Source organism: Sporosarcina trichiuri, assembly GCF_030406775.1.
GTDB classification, from domain to species: Bacteria; Bacillota; Bacilli; order Bacillales_A; family Planococcaceae; genus Sporosarcina; species Sporosarcina trichiuri.
The window spans coordinates 2351896-2374457 of the sequence record NZ_CP129119.1 but is presented as its reverse complement, the minus strand read 5'-3'; the positions used below and the strand labels follow the sequence as shown (position 1 = coordinate 2374457).

Annotated in this window: 22 protein-coding genes, 1 tRNA gene and 1 other RNA gene; 18 read left to right on the top strand and 6 right to left on the bottom strand. The window is 53.3% G+C overall.

The features are described 5' to 3' along the window. Window positions 1–94: 94 nt before the first annotated feature. The 6 genes from QWT68_RS12015 (at window position 95) to kynB (ending at window position 5715) form a co-directional block, all read left to right on the top strand. Window positions 95–733, top strand: a complete 639-nt coding sequence (locus QWT68_RS12015; protein ID WP_040285191.1) for a deoxynucleoside kinase — start codon at window positions 95–97, stop codon at window positions 731–733. After that, a complete protein-coding gene (locus QWT68_RS12010; protein WP_040285192.1) occupies window positions 730–1398 on the top strand; it encodes a deoxynucleoside kinase in 669 nt (222 codons plus the stop codon). Before QWT68_RS12015 ends, QWT68_RS12010 begins: the two co-directional genes overlap by 4 nt. 123 nt (window positions 1399–1521) lie before the next feature. Further along, complete coding sequence (kynU, locus tag QWT68_RS12005; protein WP_290148528.1) at window positions 1522–2805, top strand: kynureninase; 1284 nt, start codon at window positions 1522–1524, stop codon at window positions 2803–2805. Between the two features lie 17 nt (window positions 2806–2822). Then, on the top strand, window positions 2823–3668 hold the full coding sequence (gene kynA, locus QWT68_RS12000) for a tryptophan 2,3-dioxygenase (protein WP_290148527.1): 846 nt from the start codon (window positions 2823–2825) through the stop codon (window positions 3666–3668). A gap of 25 nt (window positions 3669–3693) precedes the next feature. Further along, window positions 3694–5046 carry a sodium-dependent transporter gene (locus QWT68_RS11995; protein ID WP_290148526.1) on the top strand — a complete coding sequence of 451 codons (1353 nt, stop codon included), beginning with the start codon at window positions 3694–3696 and terminating at the stop codon, window positions 5044–5046. Between the two features lie 21 nt (window positions 5047–5067). Continuing rightward, window positions 5068–5715, top strand: a complete 648-nt coding sequence (kynB, locus tag QWT68_RS11990) for an arylformamidase (RefSeq protein WP_290148525.1) — start codon at window positions 5068–5070, stop codon at window positions 5713–5715. Window positions 5716–5758: 43 nt separating this feature from the next. Here the strand turns inward: kynB and QWT68_RS11985 are convergent, their stop codons facing one another. Beyond that, window positions 5759–7126, bottom strand: coding sequence for an aspartate kinase (locus QWT68_RS11985; protein ID WP_290148524.1), 1368 nt, complete (start codon window positions 7124–7126; stop codon window positions 5759–5761). Window positions 7127–7283: 157 nt separating this feature from the next. Here QWT68_RS11985 and QWT68_RS11980 point away from each other — a divergent pair, with 157 nt between their 5' ends. The 4 genes from QWT68_RS11980 (at window position 7284) to QWT68_RS11965 (ending at window position 11966) form a co-directional block, all read left to right on the top strand. Continuing rightward, window positions 7284–8576, top strand: coding sequence for a homoserine dehydrogenase (locus QWT68_RS11980; protein WP_290148523.1), 1293 nt, complete (start codon window positions 7284–7286; stop codon window positions 8574–8576). Window positions 8577–8580: 4 nt separating this feature from the next. Next, window positions 8581–9639: a threonine synthase gene (thrC, locus tag QWT68_RS11975; protein ID WP_290148522.1), complete on the top strand. Its 1059-nt coding sequence runs from the start codon at window positions 8581–8583 to the stop codon at window positions 9637–9639. Between the two features lie 6 nt (window positions 9640–9645). Then, window positions 9646–10533 (top strand): homoserine kinase, encoded by an 888-nt coding sequence (gene thrB, locus QWT68_RS11970; protein ID WP_290150485.1) that lies wholly within the window; start codon window positions 9646–9648, stop codon window positions 10531–10533. Between the two features lie 521 nt (window positions 10534–11054). Continuing rightward, window positions 11055–11966: a hypothetical protein gene (locus QWT68_RS11965; RefSeq protein ID WP_040285215.1), complete on the top strand. Its 912-nt coding sequence runs from the start codon at window positions 11055–11057 to the stop codon at window positions 11964–11966. 669 nt (window positions 11967–12635) lie between these two features. Here the strand turns inward: QWT68_RS11965 and istB are convergent. From istB to QWT68_RS11945, 4 genes are all read right to left on the bottom strand, one after another. Beyond that, complete coding sequence (gene istB, locus QWT68_RS11960) at window positions 12636–13409, bottom strand: IS21-like element helper ATPase IstB (protein ID WP_290148489.1); 774 nt, start codon at window positions 13407–13409, stop codon at window positions 12636–12638. Further along, a complete protein-coding gene (gene istA / locus QWT68_RS11955; protein ID WP_290148487.1) occupies window positions 13406–14938 on the bottom strand; it encodes an IS21 family transposase in 1533 nt (510 codons plus the stop codon). Before istA ends, istB begins: the two co-directional genes overlap by 4 nt. Before the next feature lie 351 nt (window positions 14939–15289). After that, on the bottom strand, window positions 15290–15535 hold the full coding sequence (locus tag QWT68_RS11950) for a hypothetical protein (protein WP_290148521.1): 246 nt from the start codon (window positions 15533–15535) through the stop codon (window positions 15290–15292). Further along, a complete protein-coding gene (locus tag QWT68_RS11945; RefSeq protein WP_290148520.1) occupies window positions 15535–16122 on the bottom strand; it encodes a helix-turn-helix domain-containing protein in 588 nt (195 codons plus the stop codon). The genes QWT68_RS11950 and QWT68_RS11945 overlap by 1 nt, the downstream gene beginning before the upstream one ends. Window positions 16123–16489: 367 nt before the next feature. Between QWT68_RS11945 and QWT68_RS11940 the strand changes: the two genes are divergently transcribed. Both QWT68_RS11940 and QWT68_RS11935 read left to right on the top strand, forming a co-directional pair. Further along, complete coding sequence (locus QWT68_RS11940; protein WP_052461639.1) at window positions 16490–17173, top strand: YiiX/YebB-like N1pC/P60 family cysteine hydrolase; 684 nt, start codon at window positions 16490–16492, stop codon at window positions 17171–17173. Window positions 17174–17236: 63 nt separating this feature from the next. Continuing rightward, a complete protein-coding gene (locus tag QWT68_RS11935) occupies window positions 17237–18424 on the top strand; it encodes a hypothetical protein (protein ID WP_290148519.1) in 1188 nt (395 codons plus the stop codon). Window positions 18425–18541: 117 nt separating this feature from the next. On the opposite strand, the gene QWT68_RS11930 is transcribed toward QWT68_RS11935, so the two are convergent. Beyond that, window positions 18542–18634, bottom strand: a tRNA-Ser gene (locus QWT68_RS11930). A gap of 127 nt (window positions 18635–18761) precedes the next feature. Between QWT68_RS11930 and ffs the strand changes: the two genes are divergently transcribed. From ffs to QWT68_RS11900, 6 genes are all read left to right on the top strand, one after another. After that, an RNA gene (gene ffs, locus QWT68_RS11925) (signal recognition particle sRNA large type) lies at window positions 18762–19029 on the top strand. Between the two features lie 177 nt (window positions 19030–19206). Continuing rightward, complete coding sequence (gene dnaX, locus QWT68_RS11920) at window positions 19207–20988, top strand: DNA polymerase III subunit gamma/tau (protein WP_290148518.1); 1782 nt, start codon at window positions 19207–19209, stop codon at window positions 20986–20988. A 24-nt stretch (window positions 20989–21012) separates the two neighbouring features. Next, window positions 21013–21333: a YbaB/EbfC family nucleoid-associated protein gene (locus tag QWT68_RS11915; protein ID WP_040285221.1), complete on the top strand. Its 321-nt coding sequence runs from the start codon at window positions 21013–21015 to the stop codon at window positions 21331–21333. Window positions 21334–21344: 11 nt separating this feature from the next. Continuing rightward, the gene (recR, locus tag QWT68_RS11910; protein WP_040285222.1) at window positions 21345–21941 is read left to right on the top strand and encodes a recombination mediator RecR; all 597 of its coding nucleotides are present in this window, start codon (window positions 21345–21347) and stop codon (window positions 21939–21941) included. Continuing rightward, window positions 21938–22168: a YaaL family protein gene (locus QWT68_RS11905; protein ID WP_244898649.1), complete on the top strand. Its 231-nt coding sequence runs from the start codon at window positions 21938–21940 to the stop codon at window positions 22166–22168. The genes recR and QWT68_RS11905 overlap by 4 nt, the downstream gene beginning before the upstream one ends. 94 nt (window positions 22169–22262) lie before the next feature. Continuing rightward, window positions 22263–22526: a pro-sigmaK processing inhibitor BofA family protein gene (locus QWT68_RS11900; RefSeq protein WP_040285223.1), complete on the top strand. Its 264-nt coding sequence runs from the start codon at window positions 22263–22265 to the stop codon at window positions 22524–22526. Window positions 22527–22562 lie beyond the last annotated feature (36 nt).

The window sequence follows — 22562 nt, the reverse complement described above, 5'->3', positions numbered from 1 at the left end:
AAATGTTCCACGTGGAAAAAATGTCACACCCTGTTCCCATCCGCTTGTGATACACTGAAAGGACGACAGTAACTGAAAGACAGGAGCGTTAGTCATGACCATTCCGTTCATCGCGGTGGAAGGGCCGATCGGTGTCGGCAAGTCCACGTTATCGAAGGCGATTTCCGATACACAGCAGTTCCATCTGCTCATGGAGATTGTAGACGAAAACCCGTTTCTCAATAAATTCTACGACGATATAGCAGAGTGGAGCTTCCAGACGGAAATGTTCTTCCTCTGCAACCGGTACAAGCAGCTCGGCGACATCCAGAAGCATTACTTGGCGGCCGGAAAACCGGTTGTCGCCGATTATCATATCTTCAAGAACCTTATTTTTGCAAAACGCAGTCTCTCCGACAGCGATTATGCGAAATACGAACAGATCTACAGCATCTTGACAGCAGGGATGCCGGTGCCGAATGTCATCGTCTATCTGCATGCGAGTCTCGAGACACTTATGAAGCGCATCGCCATGCGTGGCCGCGACTACGAGCGCGGCATGGACCCGGCCTACCTGCGCCGGCTGTCCGCGGACTATGAGACGTTCATCGATGAATTCGAACAGCAGCATCCGGACATCCCCGTACTCCGTTTCAATGGCGATGAACTCGATTTCGTCGCCAATTCCCGTGACCGTGACTATATCCTGAACGCTGTACAGGCAGCAATCCAGAAAGAAGGCGTCAACCCATGAACCTACGAGAAAAATACGGCATTCCGCAAAATGCGGTCATCACGATCGCCGGGACAGTCGGCGTCGGCAAATCGACGATGACCACCGCGCTTGCGGAAGCGCTCGGTTTCCGGACTTCATTCGAAAAGGTCGATCAGAACCCATACTTGGACAAGTTCTACGAGGACTTCAAGAAGTGGAGTTTCCACCTGCAGATCTATTTCCTTGCCGAGCGGTTCAAGGAACAGAAACGTATCTTCGAATACGGCGGCGGCTTCATACAGGACCGTTCCATCTACGAAGACACGGGCATCTTCGCCCGCATGCATATGGAAGAAGGCACGATGGATCCGGTCGATTACGAGACGTATACGAACCTGTTCGACGCGATGGTGATGACACCGTACTTCCCACACCCCGATCTGCTCATCTACCTGGAAGGGCCGATCGACTGCATCATCGACCGCATCCATGAGCGCGGCCGGGAAATGGAGCAGGAGACACCGACCAGCTACTGGGAGGAGATGCACGCCCGCTACGAGACGTGGATCGATTCCTTCAGCGCCTGCCCGGTACTGCGTCTTGACATCAACGACTACGACCTGCTGACCAATGCGCACGAAGTGGAACTGATCGTCGAGAAGATCGGCGGCATCCTGACGAAAACAGCAGCTCTGCGCGGCTGATCAAAGCCCTTTCCCTCCAGCTTTCGAGCTGCCGGGAAAGGGTTTTCCCGTTCTCCGGAGAAAGAAAGAAGAGTGCAACTGTACTGGACATCATGAATTCTGCAAACAAAGGAGCGGATCATTATGACAACATCGACTCTCAATACACCTGACTACGCGGCCCAGCTGGAGGCGCGCTATGCCGCCGCCAGCCGGCGGGACGAATTTTACATACAGGACGGCACCATCTATTTCGACGGCAACTCCCTCGGCCTGTTGTCCAAGCGGGCGGAATCTTCACTGCTTGCGGTGCTCGACACATGGAAGCGGCATGGCATCGACGGCTGGACGCAGGGGGAGCGGCCGTGGTTCCATCTGTCTGAACAGATCGGCGCGATGATGGCCCCATTAATCGGCGCAAATCCGTCCTCGGTCATTGCGACAGGCTCGACAACGTCCAACCTTCACCAGCTGCTCGCGACGTTCTTCAAGCCGGCGGACGGGCGTACGAAGATCCTGGCCGATGAACTGAACTTCCCGACGGATCTGTACGCGATCCAGAGCCAGCTGCGGCTGCATGGGCTCGATCCGGAGGAACACCTCATCCGCGTGGAAAGCCGGGACGGCCAGACACTGAAGACGGAGGACATCATCGAGACGATGACGGACGACACGGCGATCGTCATCCTGTCAGGTGTACTGTACCGAAGCGGTCAGGTGCTCGACATGGAACGCATCACAAAAGCGGCCCATGACCGCGGCATCCTCGCCGGCTATGACCTGTGCCACTCGATCGGCTCGGTGCCGCATCACCTCGACGACTGGGGCGCGGACTTCGCCTTCTGGTGCAATTACAAACATCTGAACGGCGGACCGGGCGCAACGGGCGGCTTGTACGTCAACGAACGCCATTTCGGCACAGCGCCGGGTCTCGCCGGCTGGTTCGGTTCCGACAAGGAGCGGCAGTTCGACATGGAGCATACGTTCACACCCGCCGCGGACGCCGGCGCGCTCCAGATGGGGACCCCGCATCTGCTCAGTTCAGCGCCGCTCATCGGCTCTTTGGAACTTCTGGATGAAGTCGGGATTCCGGCGATCCGGGAACGGTCGCTCGCCCTGACAGGCTACCTGCTGGATCTCGTGAATACGGAACTCGGAGATTACGGATTCACCGCAGCGAGTCCGGCTGACGCCGCGGAACGGGGAGGGCATGTGTTCCTCGTCCACCCGGAAGCAGCACGCATCTGCAAGGCGCTGAAAGCGAACGGACTCATCCCGGACTTCCGGGCGCCGAACGGCATCCGGCTCGCACCGGTCGCTTTGTATAACACGTTCGAAGAGGTCCGGCAGGCGGTCTTGCTGCTGAAACGGATCATGGTTGAAGAACAGTACAAGCAGTTCGAAAACAAACGGGACGTGGTCGCATGACGGAAAGGGGTGCAGGGATGAACAAAGGGATATCCGATCTGAATCTCGACCATGAAGCGATCCATACGGACTTCAAGAAGGACATGACCTACGGGGAATACTTGAATCTCGACAAGATCCTGTCGGCGCAGGAACGGCTGTCAGGCCACCACGACGAAATGCTATTTATTATTATCCATCAAGTAAGCGAGCTGTGGATGAAGCTCACGCTGCACGAACTGACGGCAGCCATCTCGGCGATCGATGCCGGGGAGATGCAGTCGGCGTTCAAGAAACTCGCGCGCGTGACGAAGATCCAGTCGCAGATCATCCAGGCATGGGATGTGCTGTCGACGATGACACCGGCAGAGTACCTCGAATTCCGGGACGATCTCGGCAAAGCCTCCGGGTTCCAGTCGTACCAATATCGGCTCATCGAGTTCGCCCTCGGGTACAAGTCGCCGCATATCCTGAAAATCTATGAAAAGGATCCGGACGTGCATGCGATGCTCGAAACGGCGCTCGCCCAGCCGAGCCTGTATGACGTCGCCATCCGGGCGCTCAGCCGGGCCGGTCTGCCGATCAACCCCGAGCTGCTCGACCGGGACTTCCGTAAGACGTACGAGGGGGATCCAACGGTGGCGGCCGCCTGGGAGACGGTGTACCGGGACGTCGAGACCTACTGGGACCTGTACCAGCTCGCGGAGAAGCTCGTCGACGTGGAGGACTGGCTGCAGCAGTGGCGGTTCCGTCACATGAAGACCGTTGAGCGGATCATCGGCTTCAAGACAGGCACCGGGGGTTCGTCCGGCGTGAACTACTTGCGCCACGTCCTCGACCACCGGTTCTTCCCGGAGCTGTGGGAGCTGCGGACATCTTTGTAACTGGTAAATGAAAAGGAGGCGGACTATGGAAACACGCAAGAAAACCGACCAGTGGTCATCGAAACTCGGATTCATCCTATCTTCCGCCGGTGCGGCGATCGGCCTCGGCGCCATCTGGAAGTTTCCGTACGTGACAGGCATGAGCGGCGGGGGCGCGTTCTTCCTGCTGTTCGTCCTCTTCACGCTCGTCATCGGGCTGCCGATGCTGCTGTCGGAGTTCATCATCGGGCGGGGGACCGGCAAAGAAGCCATCAGTGCCTATAAACAGCTCGCCCCGCGCAGCTGGTGGGTCTGGACGGGCCGGCTCGGCGTGCTTGGATGCTTCCTGCTGCTGTCGTTCTACAGTGTCGTCGGCGGCTGGGTGCTCGTCTACAGCGGACTGTCCATTCCGGGGCGCATCATCGGCGAAGGCGCGGATTACGGTGCGCTGTTCGGCTCGGTCACCGGCTCCGCCGCCATCACCCTCATCGGCCTGCTGCTGTTCACGCTCATCAATGTGCTCGTCGTTTCGACAGGCATCCAGAACGGCATCGAGCGGGCGAACAAATTCATGATGCCGCTGCTGTTCCTGTTCTTCCTCATCCTTGTCGTGCGGTCGCTGACACTCGACGGGGCGATGGAAGGCGTGAAATTCTTCCTGTCGCCCGATTTCTCGAAACTGAATGCGGAAGCCGTACTGTATGCCCTCGGGCAGTCGTTCTTCTCACTTGCGGTCGGCTTCTCGTGCATGGTGACGTACAGTTCGTATTTGAAGAAGGACGTCAGCCTGCGGTCGTCCGCCGGCTCCGTCGTCGGCATGAACATCTTCGTCTCACTGCTCGCGGGTCTTGCGATCTTCCCGGTCGTGTTCTCGTTCGGCATGCAGCCGGACGAAGGACCGGGGCTGCTGTTCATGGTGCTTCCGGAAGTGTTCGGGCAGATGCCCTTCGGCGAACTGTTCCTCGCACTGTTCCTGCTGCTGTTCCTGTTCGCGACGCTGACGTCGTCGTTCAGCCTGTTCGAAATCATAGTTGCAGCGCTGACAGCGAACGGCAGACGCACAAGGAAGGCCGTCACCTGGCTGACCGGGCTGATCGTCTTCCTTGCGGCAATTCCATCCGCACTGTCGTCGAGTGCGCTGTCGTGGTTCACGCTGTTCGGCAAAAGTGTCTTCGACAATACGGATTATCTCGTCAGCAACATCATGCTGCCGCTCGGCAACCTGCTGATCGCGCTGTTCATCATCCACCGCATGGACCGGGCGCTCGTCGAGAGGGAGTTCAATCTGAGTGCAACCGCCTCTCCCGGCCTGTTCAAGCTGTGGAAGGTGCTCATGACGATCGTTGTGCCGCTCGTCATTGCTGTCGTGTTTCTGACCGGCCTGTCGGTGGAAGGATAAGAGAAGGAGAGGGTGATAGGAATGAACGTCAAAGAATGGATCGATATCACGCAGCCGCTCAGCAATGACATCGCCGAGTGGCCGGGCGATACACCGTTTCACTACGAGCTGTCGTTCACGAAAGAACAGACAGGCTCCGTCAATATCGGCCAGCTGACGATGAGCGTCCATACCGGCACGCACATCGATGCCCCGTTCCATTACGATGAACACGGCAAGAAGGTGCATGAGCTCGACCTCGGCCTGTACATGGGGCCGGCGGTTGTCGTCGATACGGGCGGCCACGCGGAAATCGGCCGGGCGGAACTTGAAGGGACCGACTTCAAAGGGGCCGAGCGGATGCTGCTGAAGACCGGCGGCCATCCAGATCCCACCGTGTTCCCGGAACACTATCCGGTGCTGAAGCCGGATATCGGGCCGTTTTTGTCCGAACACGGCATCCGGCTGATCGGCGTGGACGCACCATCGGTCGATGCCGTCGACAGCAAGACGATGGACGCCCATCATGCGCTGTATGATAACGGCGTCCACATTCTGGAAAACATCGTGCTGACCGAAGCGGAGCCGGGGCTGTACGAACTGATCGCCCTGCCGCTGAAACTTGTCGGCTCCGACGGCAGTCCGGTACGGGCCGTGCTCCGTCCTGCGGGCGGCATCATCATTGAATAACGGAAAAGGCTGCCGGAAGAATTTTCTTCCGGCAGCCTTTTCGTCATGCATGGACCGCTTCACTCGCAAAGAACTCCTCATACAGCGCGCGGAGCACAGCCGTCTCATCCTGCTTATGGACTCCGAAGACGAGGCTCACTTCGGTGGAGCCCTGGTTGATCATCTGGATGCTGACACCGGCTTTCCGGATGGCGTCCGCTGCACGGGCGGTGAGCCCGACAGTGTCCCGCATCCGTTCCCCGACGAGCACTACCATCGAATAGCCTTTCCGGAAATAGGCGTCATCCGCTTCCAGTTCGTCCATGACCCGGTGCAGGATCCGCGCTTCGATTTCCGGTGTCAGGAAGGTGTCCCGGATGATGACGGACATGTTGTCGATGCCGGACGGCGTATGCTCGAAAGGGATCTCCTCGTTCTCGAGAATCTGCAGCAGCCTCCGTCCGAAGCCGATTTCAATGTTCATGAGGTACTTGTCGACGAACAGTGTGGTGAACCCGTCATCTGCCGCGATGCCGACGACCGGACGCGTGCCGCAGTCCCGTTCTTTGACGATCATCGTACCGGGCGCTTCCGGATTGTTCGTGTTCTTGATGCACACCGGAATCGATTTCAGGAATGCAGGCCGCAGTGCTTCGTCGTGGAAGACGGAGAAGCCGGCATAGGACAGCTCCCGCATTTCCCGGTAGGTCAGCGTGTGGATGCCGCACGGCTTGTCGATGACGGCCGGATTCGCAACAAACACGGAATCGACATCCGTGAAGTTTTCATACAGATCGGCGCCTATTGCTGCAGCGAGAAGGGATCCGGTGATATCCGAACCGCCGCGGTTGAACGTCCGGAGCGTCCCGTCTTGGGTGAATCCGAAGAATCCAGGGAAGACGACAATCCCCGGCTGGTCGGCCAGCCTTGCAAGCAGGGCTTCGCCTTCCGGCAGTGCCTGCACCCGTTTCGGCCGTTCGTTGACGAGCAGGCCGGCTTCAAGCGGGCTGATGTAGACCGCTTCGGTGCCGATGGACTGCAAGTACGCGGCGATCAGCTTCGCATTATTGTCCTCACCGGACGCTTTCAGGGTGTCCATGAACAGGACGGGGTCTTCCATGTCTCCGTCCAGCCGGCTCCGTAAATCCTCTTCGATAAGAGACAGTACATCATTTCCGAGAGCCAGGTCCGCTGCGATGTCCCGGTAGCGGGTGAGCACGGACTGCAGCTGCTCTTCCGCGTCCTGCCCCATCAGCGTCCGTTCTGCCAGGATGATGAGCAGGTCTGTCACTTTGGTGTCATCTGAATGCCGCTTGCCGGGTGCGGAGACGACGGCAATCTTGCGGGAGGGGTCGGCTTGGAGGATAGCGGCTACTTTTTTAATCTGCTTTGCGGTGGCGACAGACGTCCCGCCGAATTTACAAACCTTCATGGCACCAGATCCAATCTTTAATATAGTATGAGTAGTGTGATATATTGAATAACAATAGCATGTACCGGTTGTTCTGTGAAGACTTTATCTTTATAATGTCTGTATGCCAAGGACAATTGTTTCTGCATAGTGTACATACGGTTAGGAGACTCGTCAAATGAAAAAAGAGATAGGGATCGGCCTGCTCGGCTTCGGCACTGTCGGCAGCGGAGTGGCCAGCGTATTACAGCAGCATCAGGAAGATCTGACCTACAAACTCGGCGTGCCGGTGAAGATCCGGCGCGTCCTCGTCCGGAACCTGCACAAGGAGCGGAATACGGACCTGCCGCAGGAGTTGTTCACCGATTCGCTGGACGATTTGCTGAACGATGAATCGATCGATATCATGGTCGAAGTGTTCGGCGGCATGGAAGAAGCGAGAGTTGCGATTGAACAGGCGCTGCAGGCGGGCAAAGGGGTCGTCACCGCGAACAAGGATGTCATGGCGGTGCACGGCCGGGACCTGCTGGTGCTCGCGGACCGGAACGGCTGTGACCTGTTCTACGAAGCGAGTGTCGGCGGCGGCATCCCGCTCATCCGGACACTCGAGGACGGACTCGCTTCCGACCGCATCACCTCACTGCTCGGCATCATCAACGGCACGACGAACTTCATCCTCACGAAGATGAAGCATGAGAAGAAGACGTACGCGGAGGCACTCGAGGAAGCGACTGCACTCGGATTCGCAGAAGCGGATCCGACGGCGGATGTCGGCGGTATCGATGCTGCGCGCAAGATGGCGATCCTTGCGTCGCTGTCGTTCTCCGAGGAGGTGCAGCTCGATGACGTGTACGTACGGGGCATGGACGCCATCGAGGACGGCGACCTGGAACTCGCCGAACAGTTCGGCTATACGGTCAAGATGGCAGGCTCCGCGAAGAAGGACGAGCAGGGTGTCGAAGTGGCGGTCGAGCCGGTCTTCTTCCCGAACGCGCACCCGCTCGCTTCGGTCAACAACGAATTCAACGCAGTGTATGTGCGTGGCGCAGCAGTCGGGGAGACGATGTTCTACGGTCCGGGCGCCGGCTCGCTGCCGACCGCGACGTCCGTCACGTCGGATATCGTGGCGGCCTGCCGCAACCTGCTGCTCGGCGTAAACGGCAAGCGGGTCCACTCATACCAGTACGAACGCAAAACGAAAACGGACGAGCAGAAATCCGCCCGGTATTTCCACCGGATTGCCGTGCGTGATGAAATCGGTGTGCTGGCAAGGCTGTCCGCGATCTACAGCAAGAACGGCGCGAGTCTTGCCACGGTGATCCAGCATCCGAACCCGGCGCGGGAAGACGCAGATCTGATCTTCATCACACACACGATCTCACGCAAGCAGCATCTCGACGTACTCGAAGAACTGACAACCGCACCAGAGGTCAATGGCGTCTTGAGCCATTACCGGATTGAGGGGGACTGAACTGATGAGACGATGGAACGGACTGATCGAAGAATATAAGGAATGGCTGCCTGTTACGGAGAATACACCGGAACTGACACTGCAGGAAGGCAACACGCCGCTCATCCATCTGAAAAACCTGTCGAAGCAGTGGGGGGTCAACCTGTACGTGAAGACGGAAGGGGCGAATCCGACCGGCTCCTTCAAGGACCGCGGCATGGTGATGGCAGTCGCCAAAGCGAAGGAAGAGGGCAAGACGACGCTCATCTGTGCATCGACCGGCAATACGTCGGCATCCGCTGCCGCTTACGGCGCACGGGCCGGCATGCGGACGATCGTCGTCATCCCGGAAGACCGGATCGCCCTCGGCAAACTCGCCCAGGCGAAAATGTACGGAGCGGAAATCCTTGAGATCGAGGGCAATTTCGATGAAGCACTGCAAATGGTGCGGGAAGCGGGCGGCGGGGACATCGCGCTCGTCAACTCGGTGAATCCGTACCGCCTGGAAGGGCAGAAGACGATCGCCTTCGAGACGATCGAACAGCTCGGGGCCGTTCCGGACATCTTCGCACTGCCCGTCGGCAACGCCGGCAACATCTCCGCTGCTTGGAAAGGGTTCACGGAATACGCAGAGAAGAAAGGCGGCAGCCGGCCCGAACTGCTCGGCGTGCAGGCGGATGGAGCCGCACCGATCGTCTATGGCCGTGTGTTCGAAGAGCCGGAAACGGTCGCGACTGCAATCCGCATCGGAAACCCAGCAAGCTGGAAACTCGCGGAGAACGCGCTGAAACAGTCCGGCGGCCATATCCTGTCGGTGACCGACGACGAAATCTTGGAAGCATACAGCCTGCTGGCCGCATCGGACGGTGTCTTCGCCGAACCGGCGTCCTGCGCCACGATTGCCGGCCTGAAGAAACGGATTGAAGCCGGGGAGATCAAAAAAGGCGCGACGATCGTCGGCGTCCTGACCGGCAACGGCCTGAAAGACCCGGAAACGGCGATCCGCGTCAACGACGGCAAGCCGTTCATGACCCGTGCGGAATTCGAAGCGTTCGCCGCGGAATTGAAGAAGGAGGCGGAATAATTGGGGATGTCACGAATCACCGTCACCGTACCCGCAACGACCGCCAACCTCGGCCCCGGTTTCGACAGCATTGGCATGGCGCTGTCGCTCAGCATGACAGTTGAAGCGGAACCGGCGGAGGCATGGTCGGTCCAGTACGAAAGCGAGAACACAGAAGGCCTGCCTGTGAACGAAGACAGCCTGATCATCCAGACGATGGGCAGAGTGACCCGCCGTGCAGGACGGAAGGAAATCCCCTGTGCGCTGCGTGTCCATTCCGACATCCCGCTCGGCAAAGGGCTCGGCAGCAGTGCTGCGGCCATTGCAGCAGGCATCGAGATCGCCGACCGTCTGCACGAGCTGAAATTGAACCGGAAAGAGAAGATGTGGTTCGGCGCAAGCATCGAAGGCCACGCGGACAACGTCACCGCCGCCATAGCAGGCGGCGTCACCGTGTCGTTCTACGACGGCACGTCCCTTGAAGTGATGACATTCGAGGCACCTGACATCGGCGGCGTCGTCCTCGTCCCGCCCGTCATGATGAAAACCGGCGACTCCCGCGGCCTGCTGCCGGCCCAGCTCGATCATAAGAAAGCGACGGAAGGCAGCGCCGCCAGCAGCCTCATGGCAGCCGCACTCGCCACCGGCAACTGGCCGCTCGTCGGCCGCATGATGGACCGCGACATCTTCCACGAACCGTACCGGAAAGACCGGTTCCCGGACTTCGATAACATCCGGGAAGCCAGCCACAAGCACGGAGCTTATGGCATGACGCTGAGCGGCGCCGGCCCTTCCCTGTTCGTCGCCGTACCAGCCGGCCGCGAGCAGGAGATCGCCCAGGCACTGGAAACCGCTTTTCCGTACTACAAGGCGATTGCTGTGCAGCCTGTGGCGGTGGGTTCGAGCGGTAATTGATATGTTGAAATTGAAAAGACATCCTGGCACTGTCCAGTCTCCGTCGTTTTTACGCCAGGAGACCTGGAGGGGCGGGGTGTTTTTTATCATTTTGGATTGAGTGTGGAGAGCAGTCTAGCAGTGATGCAGGGAAACAGGAAGTAGCTCTTCAGATAGCAGTTAAATAAAATTAAAAGTTTTTTAATTAACAAGGATACAATGCAAGCTTTATATTGAAAACAAAAAGCTAACAAATTGTATGACAACCTGTATATTGCGCAATATAGAAGCAATTCTTTGATTTAAAGTTGGTTTGAGGACTAGCTAAAGCCATCATATAGTCATGATTCTAAGGAAAAAAATCAATACACACTACGAATAACTCTCTGTTAGCAGTCATTTACGACTATTTTACTTCTTTTTAATAGATGAGTAGTATGCTTACAAAGAATAGAATGGTTGATACACAAACAGGAGGTGACAAAGGCATTAAGGAGACTAAATAGTTTTTCACAGTAAAAAATAAAGGAAAGTGAAGTGAAATGAAAAAGTATTTCATCGTTTGTTTAATCTTAGTATTATTAAACCTTAATCTGACGAATGTGAATGCTAACGAATCTCTAGAAGTAAAAAGTGATAAAGACAGATTTACGACTCCTATACTAGATAAGTACTCAGGAGAAATTGTTGGTGAGAGATTATACAAAGTAGAAAAGGTTAGTGAATACTTAGAGGACGATGTAAAAATAATAAAGATTAAGGCACGTGTTGAGAGTACCAAATTTGAAAAAGATGAGACGGAAGTAAGCACTGTGACTGATATATTAGAATTTAGGGATGGAAATCTTACTAAGTTAAATGAAGATGCAATAACCGAAGAGACAAATGAACCACTTGTTTCACTGAGTGTATTTCAAAGCAAAAGAGTATTAATGCTTGGCAACATATATAAACAAGGTGAAATATCTATGGAGGAATATAGAAAGGCAGCTAAAGAAATAGCAACTACAATTATGATTGAAAATGATAACATTGATGGTTTTTATGACGCTTTTCATTCAAAAAAGCTCCATAATGCAATAGGGTATGAAAAACGCGCAAGTGGCTATTATGTATATGCAGGTAAAATGCTGAGAAGGGATAATTTAAATTCATTCATGTTAGATCCCAAAGGTGTGCAAGCTAATTCAAAGACATCTAGAATAGTATACGATTCTAGTTTCATTAATTCTTTTGTGGACAAGGCAGACGATGTTTGGAATGCTAGAACTGAGCTGCTTGCAGAGGGTGTTGTGTTAATGGGAATATTAGGTGTGACAGCTTTGACGTTTGCTACTATAGTTGGTGCCCTTGGAGGAGCCGGTTCTGCCGCTGTAGTGGCAGTGAGAATGAATGTAATATCTTCGGGAGCACACGTTAAAATTCAGAGTGCCTATGCACAACTGTGGAGATAGGAATAATTAGTTTCTGAAGGGGTAAAAAGAGGAGGTAATGTGCATTAATTTCATGATAGATGTAATGGTAGTAATACTCATTACGGGATCTTTATTTGCATTAATAGAAAAGAAAAGTATCAATAAATCCGACAAATTCATTTTCTACTTGATAATTCTTGGCGGGTTACTTGCTTTGAAGTATTGGACTTAAGTAGAATGCCTGAGCAACTTAGTGTAGGGTGCCTGTGCATTAAACTTTCATGTTTGTTTAAACATTCACGATAGTTTTTCGCACAGGCACCATTCATTTCAGGCACCATTCATCATTGGTACCGTCCGCCAGAAACTGGCGGACGTCTCAAAAGCCCCATTCACCTCTTGAAAGCGCTCCCTTGCCGGCAGGAAAAAACATCAAAGGAGTAACCGCTTTTTTCAGCAATCACTTGTCGGTTGTGAAATTACTCTTTACCGAAGTGGTTTCTTTCATCTTATCTAGGTTAATGACCCAAAAGACGCTAACGATTAGATAATAAAATATGATAATTGGAAGAGATGATTCGAATGCGCTCCAAACGTCATTGCTTCTCGATATCATTTTAAACACTGTCAGTAACGTTATGGAAATGATGTGACCGTCAAGTAGAATTAAGCAGTTTTCGGCAATTATCACACAACAGTTTTCAACAATTAAGATTCAACACCTGTTGTCGTAAATAACGTCTGACGATATTTCATTCGAATGCTGTTCTGCTCCTCGCTGAACGTTAAAATCTCGCTCCTATGCAGTAAACGATCCAGGATGGCTGTGGTCAATGTCGGATCTCCTAAAAACTTCCCCCACTCTCCAGGCCCCTTGTTGGATGTCAAAATAAAGGCTGCTTGATCATACAGTTCATAAATGAACTGGAAAAATAAATGAGCTTCCTGCGGCTCGTAGGCCATGTACATGACGTCATCGATAATGATTAAATCGGATTTGACGATTCGTTTGTAGCGGGTTTTAGACTTGGCCGTATAATCCTTGGTCTTCAATACATACATCAATCGGTCCATCGAGATGAAGGACACTTGGTGTCCTCTCTCAATCGCATGAATGCCTAATGCTGTAGATAGATGGGTTTTGCCGACACCCGTCGGCCCCATCATGATCAGTGTGAAACATTCTTCTACCCACGCTAGCTCCTTTAAGACATTCAGTTGCTTGGCCCCGATTGCGGTCTGTTCTTCCAACCGAAAGTTCTCCAAGGTGAGCAGTTCAGGAAACTCTGCCCATTTCATCAACTTATCCCGACTCTTTGTCTCCCGGCATCGCACCTCATAATGAAGGAATTCATGCATCAATTCATGATACGTCCATCCCTTCGATTCGGCCTCCCGTAAAATTCGGGGCAGCTCCTTTGCGGCCTCTGCTAAGCGCAGGGTCCGGCATTGATCTTGCAGATCTTCGTAGAGTGGCTTCATACCAGATCACCTCCTTGGAAAATCTGAAGGTAGATATCTTCTTTCCGTTCGGGGGCTCGAAGATCTTGATATTTTTCATTTACCGCTGCTTCACGCTGTCCAGTCTTCTTCTCTTCCATCTCCAACGAGATGGCGATGTCCCGTAAGTCATGAGCGCTGCTGAGTCGCAGTCGTCGCATCTCCTGAACAGCCGGGGATAAGAATTCAGGATACTGAAGGCCGACTGTCTGGACAATCTGCAATTGATCGAGCAGGTGACGCGGATATCGTTCCTTCAATACCTCAATCAGCCAGTTGGAGAGCTCAGCGTCCGCGATCATTTCGGTCACCTGTCGGATTGATGTGTCGCGTTTTGTCTGGTTCCGTTTCCGGTGGCCTGGATCGGATATAAGCTGGCCTTTTCCCTTCGCGATGGTATGTTTGGCGATCACCGGTCCTGTTTGCTGCAGACGGATCAGAAGGTGATCTTTATGTTCTTCTACATAGGCGATGTTCGGCGCGTCCGACCGGAACGTACCAAGTGGTACGCTATAGCGGTTCCCTCCAAAGCGAATCACATTGTCTTTGTGAATCTGTCTTGTTATACTGGACGTACAGACATTTTCGAAAATGTAGGTTCCTGAGACCGGTCTGAGGTGTTCCTTTTCCAGAGTATACACTTCGGCAGGTCTTTTTTTCGTCGTGTGATGAACGTTATAATTCCCGGTCCGTTTCAGCCATTTCATGCAGGTATCTTGCCAGTGGCGTAATTGATCGAATACCCGGTTCTTGGCGAAGTTTCCTTTTACGTACTGGATCACCCGTTCAATTTTCCCCTTTGTTTCCGGGTCAGCTTTCCGGCACAGATAAATCCTGAACTTCCGTTTCTGATGATACCTGGCGAACTCTGCGGTCAGAATAATATCTCCCGCATTTTCACTGACGGCCAGAAGGTTGTCCTGATCATATACGATTTCTTCGGTCATGCCTCCAAAATAGGCGAAGGCATTCTCATGCATCCGAATCAAATCCTTTGTGGTAAAGGGCCTGTCGAGCCACTCTACATATTTATAGCGAGAATGGGCCAGGACGAAACCGATGAAATAGAGTTTCTGGCTTTTTCCATCAACCGTTGGCTGTCGTGTCTGCCCGAAATCGACTTGTATCTGGAGTCCCTTAGGAAGTTCGGGCACAGCCGCATATTCTCGTTCTGCCAACTGTTTAGGAATACAATATTTCTCTCTAATTTCGTTAACGTAATTCCTCACAGTCCCTTCACTGACGAAGTTCACCTCCAGCTTTTCCTTTAGCCAGTCTGCGATTTGTGCACCTGTAAGATCTGGATGCTCTCTCAGCCATCCAAGGATCTGCTTCTCATACGGATCCAGTTTCTTCTTTCTTGTCTGTAAAGACAAGGCAAACTCGTGAAATTCCTCCGGAGTCTTTCCCCCATAATCTTTCACTCTGTTTCTAGAAATCTTAAGCTTTCTAGCGATCGCTGCGTCTGAAAATCCTTCCTCACGCAGTCGCTTCACTTCAAAATACACCATCCAAATTTCCACTTCCTCTTTCCTCACTTTCTATAGACTATCTCTAGTATATAGAAAGCAATATAGTAGCGGAAAACTGTTGTGTCTTATTTGTTGAAAACTGCTCTCTCTAGTTTAACGTTTACAAATGATCGGTACCAACAAAAAGAAAACGCTGAATATCTTTTTCTCCATAATCAGTCCTCTTTTCTTTTCAAGTTAATTTTAGGACCTCTTTCTAATTGTATCTATTCAATACTGACTTGAAAAGGGAAAGGATATATATAAAAGTAAAATTAATTTCACTATGAATTAATTATTTTCTTCTATGTGATGCATCGACAAATTCTCCTGACAGCACCATCACCTGCATTACAAACGCACCGTATACCGAGAGACCTCTCCTTCCGTCATCCGCAGCAGCCCCTCTTCGTCCAACACCTCCAGTATCGTCATCCCTTTATCAATCCAACATTGGCCGCCTTCCTCCATCACCTGCAGGCAGATGCCTTTCCGCACATAACAGACCGCCAGCTGCAGGAAGGCTTTATGTTGTTTGGCAAGAGGAATGGCCGCTTCCGCCTCCTCCAGCGCCTCGGCGAATCGATTCTCTTTCATCAGCAGCGCAGTCTGGGCGCTTTTGGAAACTGGCTGTAGCGGGCCAGACTGTACTCTGCCAGCTTGCGCACCTCGAGCATCGTTTCCAAAGGAAAGAGATAAAAGATAGCATTCAGCAAATACAAATCCGTAAGATACAGCTGATTTTTGCCAGACAGCCGTTCCCACACACTGGTGACAGAGGCTTTGAGCGATTCCTCATTGCTTGTATGGACAAACAAAAGCAACCCTTCAAACAAAGCTTGGATATCTCTGACTAACAGATCGTCCTCGCTGTCCAAATAGGCGTCTGCCCAACATACCAACTCGTTCAATTGTTCTTCATCATTATAGGAAATCGAGGTGAATGCGCTAATAATCCGGTTCTTTGCAGACGGACAGAAGCCGTTATGGATATAGAGAAACTCATCCATCGAGACCTCTAAATTCTCCAGGATTTTGGCTAACGAGAAAAACGAAATGTCCGTCTTATTCAGCTCGAACTTTGAATACGCACTTTGTGTCATGATGCCGTCGGTCACATAGCGCTGTGAATAATTTTTGTCCGTTCTGATCTTCCGTATCGTGGAACCGATCGTCCTCTCCACTCCCTATTCCTCCATTTGTAGTCATTTACGACTTTTTTAATCTATTATAAACTTTTTGGAGTATTATGACAATGAACGATAATATAGGAACAGGTGGTGATCCTCATGCTGGATATCGTTATCTCGTTGCTGGATATTTGGTTTATTGGAGGGGGTTGAGTCAGGGAGTAGCAGGTAAATGAAAGTGCCCGTGCCATGGGAAAGCTTTTAGGAAATTGATAACCTCATTGTCTAAAGGAATTCGTATGCCATCGCGTGACGGAGTATGTAAATTACGACTAGCTTGTACCAATCCACTCTACTAAATACACTACGAGGAGTGCTGAACGTGAAAAAAACGATTTTAGCTCTTTCTTTAACGACCACTATGTTATTTAGCCAAGCGGGTACTGCAGATGCTAGTTCAACGTTGCGTGAGATACTGACTCTCCAGCCGGATGTCTCGAAAAATGAGTTATTACAAGATGTTCGAACGATCGCTGCGAACACGGGGCAATCCGAAGAGAGCGTACTCAACCAAATTTACGAAGAGTTATCAGCCAACGAAGAAAAGGGGAAGGCAGAGAAGTTAGCCAGGGCTGATATCTCCGACTATGGATCTTCGGGAGGAACGGTCAGTGTTGGCTCGAGCACGAAAGGCAACTTTTACTACACGCCGTCTCAAACCGCTTATTTAGATCATGGTCACGTGGGCATGTATTACTCCTCCACCACCATTGTAGAATCTGTGCCTTCTGATGGGGTTCGGACCATTTCCACGACGGCCCGAAAAGTGGATAGCTCTGGAGCCATGGTGAAGTCGGTCACCACTACCGCGACGAATCGGAACAAGGCGGCAGATTGGGCAAAGACTCAAGTCGGACAGTCCTATTCGTATAACTTTGCAACCAATCGGAAAACCAGTCACACGGGAGCAAAAAACTGTTCCAAGTTGATCTGGTCAGCGTATAAGCTGAATGGCTCGCTCGATCTGGATGTGGATGGCGGATTAGGGGTCTACCCGCGCGATGTCCGGGATGCCAAAGCCACGAAGCTCGTTAGAAATATTTAACCTATCAGAAGGGCCGTCTACCTTATCCAAGACGGCCTTTTTTCAAAGTGGGAGGGGATTCACATGAAGAGAAAAGCGTGGATGAGCGCTGTTGTGATCACAGTATGTTTCGTTGCCCTTGCCTTCATTCTCACGAGGAGCAAAGACGCTCCTGCAAAATCGATTGTTTCGCTGGAGACGATCCCTGAATCGGAACTGTTGGATAAGACAAAAGCGGTTCTGTATGTGTCGACGACCGCCGACCAGGACATTGACAATAAGGGGGTCAGTTATGCCGTTTTCATACAAGAGGATCACTCCGTCCAAGCGTTGTCCATGAACGGGTTGGAACTGGGAGGTGTGGCGGTAGGCGGCAGGGACGTATTGTTGGAAGACAAAGACACCATCCATATTGTCAGCGATCACACTAAAAGTTTTAAGATGGATGCCTCCCAATATACGGGGGAGCGGACCGGGTACCTTCCAGGTAAGGAGCTGTTTTTCAGTATTTACAACAGCGGGTTTGTTGAAGATGGATATCGTTCCGATGTTCGTTTCGGAGATTCCCAGGGGTTCCGCACAGACAGCATCCCGTATTACATAGCTGCCTCGGGGACCACTGATGAGACAGTGACGATTCTTACGCAAGATTTGGAAGAAAACAAGTTCTACTTGAAGGAAGTTGTGTTTGATAAAGAACTGAAAGTGAACGATCTCACGACCATCCAGTCCGGTACGACTGAAAATATGCAAGTCCTTGCGCCGGTACTGGCGGATGACACGTACTACTATTTGACATTGTCGACCATTCACGATGATACGAATGAGACGGTATCGATCCACAGAGTGAACAAAAAGACGTTACAGCAAGACTCCTTTGAATTGGTGGACTATAAAAATGAAGACCTGACGGCGACCATTCCGTACAACTACAAAAATTCTGCAGCGCTGCATAACAAGAAATTATATTACGTAAACGGGTTAGGGCAGGTGTATTCATTTAGCACCGAGTCAACAGCAGTATCACAAGAGTTTACCCTGAAGAACGTCGATGCTTCGAAAATCCGCCACAATGAAGAGACGTATTTCAAAGAGGGCGATCTGTACGTATTGCGCTACAGCCCGGATAAACAGGAGCATTACTACTTGGAAACGTACGCGCTGGACAGTGGCGATCTGACAGATTCCTTCGATATCGAAGGGCTCGATGCAATCATCCAGAGCAACAAGAGCAAGAACGTCTACTCGTATGATTTAAAAGTGCTGGAGTAGTAGGTGTACGGCTTGTGAAGGCAGGAGGAATTTCAGCTGCGACCACGAAAAAAGCTGCCCGTCGGAATTCTCCGGCTGGACAGCTTGTTCTATGATATAAAAGTTCGTGCTTATGTATGGAGGAGGTAGAGGGATTCGAACCCCCGCGGGTTTTGACACCCCTGTCGGTTTTCAAGACCGATCCCTTCAGCCAGACTTGGGTATACCTCCGTAATCGGACAAGAACTACTATAGCAAGCGGAAAATCGGAAGTCAACAGATTTTCGAAAAAAGGGGTCCTGTTGACTCTGGCGCTCCGAGTTGATTTTTCCGCACCCACCCTCTATAATGGAGGATGCCGTGCTAGGTGGGGAGGTAGCGGTGCCCTGTCACTTGCAATCCGCTCTAGCAAGACTGAATCCCTTTCCTGAGGCCGTCCGTATTGTAGGGCCTGCCTCTTGCACGTAGTGTTGACATCTGGGTCCTGCGCAATGGGAACCCATGAACCATGTCAGGTCCGGAAGGAAGCAGCATTAAGTGGACTCTCTCATGTGCCGCGGGGTCGCCTAGATCGAGCCAACGACAAGAGTAACGCTTATGTGCGGCGGTCGAAGGAAGGTGCACGGTATACATACGCGAACGCCCCCCATCCCTTTTTCGGGTGGGGGGCGTTTGCATGCCTGCGGGGATGCGTGTCGGTTGTTTTCATCGGACAGCGGCTGCGTATTCCGCAGGCGTTTTTTCTGCCCGGCTGTGCTATAATGGAAGGAACGGACGTAACAGACAGAAAGGGGAGCGGACGGTTGGGTTATCAAGCTTTCTACCGGGTGTACCGGCCTCAGACATTCGACGAGATGTCAGGACAGCGGCATGTCAAACAGACACTTCAAAACGCTCTCCTCCACAACAAAACCACTCATGCCTATCTGTTTTCAGGACCCCGCGGCACCGGGAAGACGAGTGCCGCCAAGATCTTCGCGAAAGCGCTGAACTGTGAGAACGGGCCGGCCAAGGAACCGTGCAATGCGTGCGACACGTGCCGGACGATCACGGAAGGCTCGAACACGGATGTCATCGAGTTTGACGCCGCCTCCAATTCCCGCGTGGAGGAGATGCGCGATATCATCGAAAAGGTTCGGTATGCGCCGGCCTCCTCCAAGTACAAAGTCTACATCATCGATGAAGTGCATATGCTGTCCAACTCGGCGTTCAACGCGCTGCTGAAGACACTTGAGGAGCCGCCTGCCCATGCGGTGTTCATCCTCGCGACGACGGAACCGCACAAACTGCCGCTGACGATCATCTCCCGCTGCCAGCGGTTCGACTTCAAGCCGATCACCGCAGCGGAGATCACGGAGCGGATGGCGTACGTGCTCGACGAAGCGGGTATTGAAGCTGACAACAGTGCCTTGAAAGTCATCGCGCAGGCAGCGTCAGGCGGGATGCGGGATGCGCTCAGCATGCTCGACCAGGTCGTGTCGTTCAGCGGGGAGCGGGTGACGGCAGAAGAAGCCCTGCTCGTGACGGGCTCGGTCGGTGAGGACATCTTTTACGAGCTCGCTTGTGCCTTGCAGTCGAAAGACGCCGGCACCGCACTCACGCTGCTGAACCGGCTCATCGCAGAAGGCAAGGATGTCTCGCGGCTGGCGGAAGATCTGATCACGTTCTTCCGGGATCTGCTGCTGCTGCATACGGCGCCGAACCTGACCGACCTGCTGGAAGCGATCTCCGGGGATGACCGGTTCGTTGCGCTCGCCGCGGACTTCGATCCCGATCTGCTCTATGCGTATATCGATATACTAGGAGACACCCAGGCGGAGATGCGGTTTTCGAACCATGCGAAAGTGTACATCGAGTCCGCGCTGCTGAAAATGATCCAGACGAAAGGTGCGGTGACCGGCGCCGCCGGAGCTGCTGCCGTCCCGGCTGAACTGGAACAGAAGATCGCGAGTCTCGAACGGCTCGTCGGCGACCTGCAGAAACAGCTCGCTGACGGGGTTCCGGCCGGGACGCCTGCGGCCCAGGCACCCGCCGCACGCAAGAACTCATCCAACAATGCCCGGGCGTACAAGATTCCGACGGGCAAAGTCCATCAGGTGCTGAGTGCTGCGACGAAGCAGGACATCCAGGTGATCCGGGAGGAATGGGCGCGCATGATGCAGACGATGCAGCGGTCGCATTCGGCGCTCCTCGAAGAAACCGAACCGGTTGCGGCATCGGACAGCGCCTTTGTGTTAAAATTCAAATATGAAATTCACTGCCTGATGGCGTCCGAGAATGCGTCGCTCCGCTCGGGGCTTGCCGAGGCGCTGCGTCAGCAGACCGGCAAGGCCTATGACGTGGTCTATGTGCCAGAAGAAGGCTGGCTGAAAGTCAGGGAGGATTTCATCCGCAAGAACGGGCTGGCGAAACAGCCGTCTTCCGGGGAGTCCCGTCCTGAAGGTGAGGGAGCATCTGCTGAACCTGCAGGGCAGGAAGAGCTGCCTGCGTTCCTGGAAGGCGCGGAGCTGACGGAAGAGGACGGCCTCGTGTCCGAAGCGGAAAAACTGTTCGGCAAGGAATTCATTACCGTCCATGACGAGTAAGACAACTGACAAGGAGGAATTCACATGCGTGGTATGGGAAATATGCAAGGTATGATGAAACAGATGCAGAAGATGCAGAAACAGATGGCGGAGGCTCAGGAGAAACTGGGGGACGAGCGCCTTGAAGGTACAGCTGGCGGCGGAATGGTGAAAGTCATCGTCTCCGGCGATAAGAAAGTCGTCGATGTCGTTGTCGATCCGTCCGTGATCGATCCGGAAGATGCGGAAATGCTGCAGGACCTGATTCTCGTGGCGACGAACAACGCGATGGAACAAGCGGATGAATTAACGAACTCCACTATGGGACAATTCACGAAAGGATTGAACCTGCCGGGGATGTTCTAGGAGGCAGACCTATGCATTATCCAGAACCGATCTCGAAACTGATCGACAGTTTTATGAAACTGCCAGGTATCGGCCCGAAAACCGCGGGCCGTCTGGCGTTTTTTGTGTTAAGCATGAAAGAGGACACCGTGCTCGACTTCGCGAAAGCGCTCGTCGATGCGAAGCGGAATCTTCGGTTCTGCAGTGTGTGCGGCCATATCACCGATATCGACCCGTGTCACATCTGCCAGGATACGTCGCGCGACCGTTCGCTGATCTGCGTCGTACAGGATCCGAAAGACGTCATCGCCATGGAGAAGATGCGCGATTACAACGGGCTCTATCACGTACTGCACGGGGCGATCTCCCCGATGGACGGCATCGGCCCGGAGGATATCAACGTGCCCGACTTGCTGAAGCGCCTGCAGGATGACGAAGTGCAGGAGCTGATCCTCGCAACGAATCCAACCATCGAAGGGGAGGCGACCGCGATGTACATCTCCCGGCTCGTCAAGCCGTCGGGCATCACGACGACGCGGATCGCCCACGGCCTGCCGGTCGGCGGTGATCTGGAGTACGCGGACGAAGTGACCTTGTCGAAAGCGCTGGAAGGGCGGCGTGAACTGTGAGGCGGTCGGCCGGCCTGTTCCGCCGCAAGCACAAAATGAAGCGGGAGTACGATGACAAGCTGCGCACGCTTATGATGGAGACGCGCCAGGAATGGGAGCATGCGAAACAGATCGAGAAGTATGCCGATGACCTGGATGCGGAAGTGCTTATCCGGCGGAAAATCGCCGAATGCAGCCATTTCTATCTGTATAAAGAAGCCAAGCAGCGCAACCTCGGCCTGGAATGACTGTGCACGCCTCTGCATATACTGGTGACGGGCTGAGTGGAGCGGAAGGCTCCGCTTCTGCTGAGATCCTGGACATGCAAAGGGGGGAGTCTGCATGAAAGCGGCGATCATTCTGGCGCTCGGTGTGCTGTTTCTTTTCATTCTGCGGCTGACCAAGCCTCAGCTGCAGCAGGCGGCTGAAAAGATATCGGTCTTCTGGTTCCGTATCGCCTTTTCGTTCCTGGTTTTGTTTTTACTGAATATCGCAGGAGGATTTGTCGGCCTGTATGTGCCGATCAATCTCGGATCAGGCCTGCTGCTCGCCATTCTCGGTCTGCCCGGGGCGGCGTCGCTGCTCGTGCTGGCCGTTTTCCTGTAAGGGCGGTGTACCGCCGACCGCAGTACTGCCAGCCGA